The sequence below is a fragment of the Mesorhizobium sp. M1A.F.Ca.IN.020.06.1.1 genome (genome assembly GCF_004023265.1).
Taxonomy (GTDB): Bacteria; Pseudomonadota; Alphaproteobacteria; order Rhizobiales; family Rhizobiaceae; genus Mesorhizobium.
Genome location: NZ_RZSR01000461.1, coordinates 1 through 4,598, shown reverse-complemented (window position 1 = coordinate 4,598; position 4,598 = coordinate 1). Strand labels below are relative to the sequence as shown.

The window sequence follows — 4,598 nt, the reverse complement described above, 5'->3', positions numbered from 1 at the left end:
CCCGAGATGGTCGGCATCCGCGACGACGAGGCGCTGATGCCGCGCACCCGCCCGACCTTCGAGGGCTACCGCCTGCTGCGCGAATATTTCATGGTCCCCGAACGCTTCCACTATGTGCGGGTCGCCGGCCTGCAGCCGGTGGTGCGCAGATGCGAGGCGGGGATGGAGATCATCTTCCTGTTCCGCCGCCCGGTGCCCGAGCTCGCCGACGTTGCGCCGGCCGATTTCGAGCTCTTCGTGACGCCGCTGATCAATCTCTTCGAGCGCGAATGCAACGTCATCGAGATCGATCCGCGCAGGACAAGGCAAGTGCTGCATGCCGATCGAACCAGAGCGCGCGATTTCGAGATCTTCCGCGTCACCCGAGTGGAGGATGCCGACGCGGAGGGCAGCGAGGCCGAGATTCCCGAGCTTTTCAGCCTGGGGCAGAACCGCGGCAGCGGCTGGGTGTATTCGACCGAGCGGCGCCCTCGCAGGGCCACCGAAGATGAGCGTCGCGACGGCCTGACTCGCACCTCCTACACGGGAGACGACGTTTTCCTCTCGGTGTCGCGCCCGGCCGGCAGCCCGGCCAACCGGCCGCTCAAGCGCCTCGACATCATGGCGCTTTGCACCAATCGCGACCTGCCGATCCTCGACGACACACCGACACTGACGCTAGAGACGGCGGACCCGGTGGAGGCCGTCAGGCTGCTCGGCGCGCTGCGGCCGCCCCAGCCGTCGATCCCGGCGTCGCTGCCGGCGGGCGCCGAAGGCGAATCCCGCGCCGACAATCTTGCCTGGCGGCTGGTGGCGCAGCTCTCGCTCAACTTCTTGAGTCTCGCCAAGGAAGGCCGCGGCGTCGATCCGCTGCACGCGCTGCTCGATCTTTATGCCGACCGCGGCGACCCGAGCCTCGCCCGCAACGTGCATTCGATCACCCGCATCGACTCGCGCCCGGTGATCGAGCGGCTCAAGATCGACGGGCCGATGTGCTTCGGGCGGGGCACGGAAGTGACGCTGCATGTCGACCAGTCGGTGCTGGCGGGGCAAAGCACGCTTTTGCTTTCGGCCCTGCTGGCGCGGCTGTTTGCCCGCCATGCCGGGATAAACGGTTTCGTGCGGACACGCACGCGGCTGCTGCAGAAGCAGGAGGATGTGCCATGGCCGATGACGCCCGGCAATCGCTACCTGATCTAGCGCGGCCCGCCCTGAGCGAAGCCGTCTCAGACGGAATCGGGGCGTTGTCGGAAAGCTTTGACTTCTTCGAGCTTCTGCGCCGGCTGGAGCAGAGGGGCGGGCTGTTCGGCTATTCCGGCCAGGCCAATCGCGAGCCGGCGCGGCTCGGCCAGCATGTCCGCCTGAGCTTCTCGGCCAGGGACGTGATGAAATTCCAGGAGGCGGGCGAAAAGGCTCCGGCGCGGGTGACCGTCGCCAATCTCGGACTGCTCGGGCCCGAAGGGCCGATGCCGCTGCATCTGACGCGCTGGGTGCTCGACCGGCTGTCGCAGCGCTGGTTCACCGGCACGCAAGCGGAGCAGACCAGCGACACAACCTTCGTCGACTTCGTCAACATCCTGCAGCACCGGATGATCGCGCTTTACTACCGCGCCTGGGCCGACGCACATCCGGCGGTGCAGGTCGAGCGCTCGATCGGCGGACGCGTCCGCGCCATGCTGGAAGCAATGTCGGGGATCGGCCTTCCCGGCACCCAGGATGCCGAACTCGACGCTGTGCGGCTGCGCCAGGCCGGATCGCTGGCCAGCCAGGTCGACGGTCCGGAACGGCTCACCTTGTTTCTTGCCACGGCCTTCAAGGTGCCGGTCGAGATCAAGGAATTCGTCGCTTCCTGGATCACCATACCGGCGGCACTGCAGAGCCGCGTCGGCAAGGCCTATGCGGCGCTCGGGCGCGGGGCGACGATCGGCCCGCGCGTCTTCAGCCGCCAGAGCCGGATCGAGTTGCGCGTCGGCCCGCTCGATCTCGACGACTTCAAGTCCTTCCTGCCTGGAGAGCGGCGCCTCGCCCTCTTCAAGAAAGCGGTGCGCGACATGATCGGCGAAGCGCTGGATGTCGATTTGCGCATCGTGCTTGCGCGCGACGCCGTGCCGCCGCCGAAGATCGGCACCGTCCAGCTCGGCCGAACCTCCTGGCTTGCTCGCCCCGCCGAGAAGGGAGACGCCGACGATCTCAAGCTCCGCACTGTCGTCGGCTGGCGGCCGGAAATGGCGGAGGCGGCCGCATGAGCCTGCTGCTGACGCTGGAACAAGGCCCGCGCTCCCAGGTGGTCAGGCAGACCCGGCTGGACGAAGGCGAGCTGGTGATCGGGCGCAGCGCCGATGCCGGCTGGCAGATCGACGATCCGGACATGTTCGTGTCGCGCGCCCATTGCAAGATCAGCGGCGGCCGCGACGGCTACTTCGTCACCGATACATCGAGCAGCGGGCTGTTCATCGACGATTCCGACAGCCCGCTCGGCACCGGCAGGTCGGCACGGCTGCAAAGCGGCATGCGTTTGAGACTGGGCGACTACGTGCTCTATGTCGAGATCCAGCCAAGCGCGAGCCAGACTTCGGTCGGTGAGGCCGCCAACCATTCCGCCGCCGCCTGGTCGGCGCCTCAGCAGCGATCTTCGCCCAGCATCGGCGGCGACGATTTCTTTTCGGCCAAGGTCGAGGAGGAGCCGCGGCGGCCGCGGCCGGCCGATCTGCCGGACCCGCTCGAGCAGCCTGTGCCCGGCGCGTATGACCGCGCCTCGAACCAGCGCAGTTCGCCCGCCTTCGACGACCCATTCAGCCTCGACCCGGTGGCGACACCGGCCTCGGACGACGACTCGGCAACTGGCCGGTCCGATCCGTTCGGCTTCGGCGACATGCCCGCGCGCGGCGATACGGCGCAGCCGGCGCCGAAACCGACCGGCTTCGACGACTTCAGCTTCGGCCCAGCCGCGACGCCTGCCTCCGCCAACGGCGCGCATACGGCCCGTCGCAGCGAGCAGCCAGCCGAAAAGCCGCAGGTCGCTCCTCCGCGGGACTTGCCGGCGCGCACGCCCGAGCCGCCTCCTCCGCCGCGCCCGGCTCCCGCGCCCAGGCCGTCCCGTGCAGTTCAGCCTGTGCCCGGCGATATGGCGCTGCGCGCCGCCTTCCTGCGCGGCATGGGGGTCGAGGAGGCCGATTTTGTCGGGCGCGACGCGATCGCCGAGATGGAAAAATTCGGGCGCGAGTACCGGCTGATGCTGGACGGGCTGATGCAGCTTCTGCGCAAGCGCGCCGAGGAAAAGGGCAGCGCGCGCGTTGCCCAGACGGTGGTCGGCGCCTCCGAGGTCAACCCGCTCAAATTCCTGCCGACGGTCGAGGATGTCATCGTCACCATAATCTCGGAGCGCAGTCCCGGCTTCCTCTCCGGCGTGGCGGCGATCGGCGATGCGGTGAAGGATCTCGCGCAGCACCACGTGCGCGCCTGGCGCGGCGTTCAGGCAGCGCTGCGGCGCATGATCGACCGGTTCGATCCGGCGACGATCGAGGAAGAGCTGAAATCCAATTCCGCGATCGGCAACCTGCTTGCGGGCGGCCGCAACGCTAAGCTGTGGGAGCTTTACCAGAAACGCCATCGCGACATCGCCCAAAGCGCGGAATCGAGTTTCCTGGGCGAGATCGGCGCAGACTTCAGGGATGCATACGAAGAGGAGTAGGACATGATCGATCGACGCGAATTCATCGTTGCGCTCGGCGCGACGGGGCTGCTTGCGGCTTGCCAGAGCGGCCCGCCGAAACCATCGGTTATCTCGGTCAACGTGACCGGTGGCGCCGGCATGAATCCGGGACCCGGCGGCGGCGATCGACCGGTGACTGTGCTGGTGATGCGGCTTGCCAGCACCGGCAAGTTCAATTCGGCCGATTATTTCGCGCTGCAGGGCGATGCGGGGTCCGCACTTGGGGCCGACCTTATCGGATCCGATTCGATCTCCGTCGCACCGGGCAAGACGGCGGCCAAGACCATCACGGTCGAACCGAACGCGACGGCGCTCGGCTTCGTCGCGCTGATCCGCGAACCCGGCGGACGCAACTGGCGCACGACCAAGTCGGTGTCGGCGGGATCGAAATTCACCATCAACGTCACGCTAGGCGGCGGCGGTATTTCCGCCTGACGGCGAGACAGAAGTTGGCAGTGCAGAGAGCAGCGGCATGAGCGACGCAAACAGGGTGCTATGGTCCGAGGGGCTCTTCCTGAGAACCCAGCATTTCCAGCAGCAGGACCGGTTCTTCGAGGCGATGGTGCGGGGCGCGCTGCAGGCCGGCCAGCTCCATACGTTCGGCTTCCAGCAGCTGACGCTCGATCAATCGCTGCTCGATGCAGGCCAGGTTTCTATCGTGTCCGCCCGGGGTATTTTCCCCGACGGCACGCCCTTCTCCATCCCGGAAATGATGGACGCGCCGAAACCGCTGCCGGTCACGGCCGATACCGGCGCCGGGCCGGTGCTGGTCGCGCTGCCGCTCGAGCCGCCCGGCGGCGTCGGTTTCGACCCGGCGCCTGCCGCGTCGACCGGCGCGCGCTCTCACGGCAGGCTCGTGTCGGTGCGCGATTCCGTGCAGGGCGGCGCCGACCCGGACGAGATCGAG

The 4,598-nt window shown here is 67.8% G+C and carries 5 protein-coding genes; all 5 read left to right on the top strand.

The features are described from left to right. Positions 1 to 1,179: type VI secretion system baseplate subunit TssF (locus EOA60_RS19750; protein ID WP_206628171.1), on the top strand; the 1,179-nt coding region annotated here is incomplete at its 5' end. Further along, positions 1,143 to 2,225, top strand: coding sequence for a type VI secretion system baseplate subunit TssG (gene tssG, locus EOA60_RS19745; RefSeq protein ID WP_067327614.1), 1,083 nt, complete (start codon positions 1,143 to 1,145; stop codon positions 2,223 to 2,225). The genes EOA60_RS19750 and tssG, both read left to right, overlap by 37 nt. Then, entirely contained in the window at positions 2,222 to 3,670 is a 1,449-nt protein-coding gene (gene tagH, locus EOA60_RS19740) for a type VI secretion system-associated FHA domain protein TagH (protein ID WP_128311765.1), read from the top strand. Before tssG ends, tagH begins: the two co-directional genes overlap by 4 nt. A gap of 3 nt (positions 3,671 to 3,673) precedes the next feature. After that, positions 3,674 to 4,126, top strand: a complete 453-nt coding sequence (gene tssJ / locus EOA60_RS19735) for a type VI secretion system lipoprotein TssJ (RefSeq protein ID WP_066989071.1) — start codon at positions 3,674 to 3,676, stop codon at positions 4,124 to 4,126. Between the two features lie 37 nt (positions 4,127 to 4,163). Next, a partial coding sequence (gene tssK / locus EOA60_RS19730; RefSeq protein WP_164899413.1) for a type VI secretion system baseplate subunit TssK occupies positions 4,164 to 4,598 on the top strand: 435 nt, incomplete at its 3' end.